Annotated in this window: 1 protein-coding gene; it reads right to left on the bottom strand. The window is 55.4% G+C overall.

The window, feature by feature from the left end; translation table 11 throughout:
• Positions 1-388: methylated-DNA--[protein]-cysteine S-methyltransferase (ogt, locus tag E0L35_RS26085; protein WP_138801774.1), on the bottom strand; the 388-nt coding region annotated here is incomplete at both ends.

The raw sequence follows: 388 nt of genomic DNA on the forward strand, positions 1-388 counted from the left end.
CTTTTCGCTGAACTCCGCCTGCATATCCGGTCATGGTGCCGTTTCGGCCAATAACCCGATGGCAAGGTACGACGATGCTGATGGGATTCGATCCGTTTGCCGCACCAACGGCACGCGCCGCGCCAGGGCGGCCTAATTGTTCAGCCAGTTGGCCATAATGCATTACCTGCCCGCAGGGGATAGTGCGCAGTGTTTTCCAGACTTCGCGCTGAAATGGCGTCCCCCCCGTGGCAGTGGGAAGCGTATCAATAATGCTAAGATTACCGGCAAAATATTCACGCAGCTTGTCGCTTAAACCACCTGGGTTGGTGGCAGAAATGCGCTCATAGCCTTCTTTGCGATAATGGATGTCCAGCAGCTGCACCATGCGTTCGCTGTACTCTTCCCA

The sequence above is a fragment of the Halomonas sp. ATBC28 genome, assembly GCF_005937175.1.
Classification (GTDB): domain Bacteria; phylum Pseudomonadota; class Gammaproteobacteria; order Pseudomonadales; family Halomonadaceae; genus Vreelandella; species Vreelandella titanicae.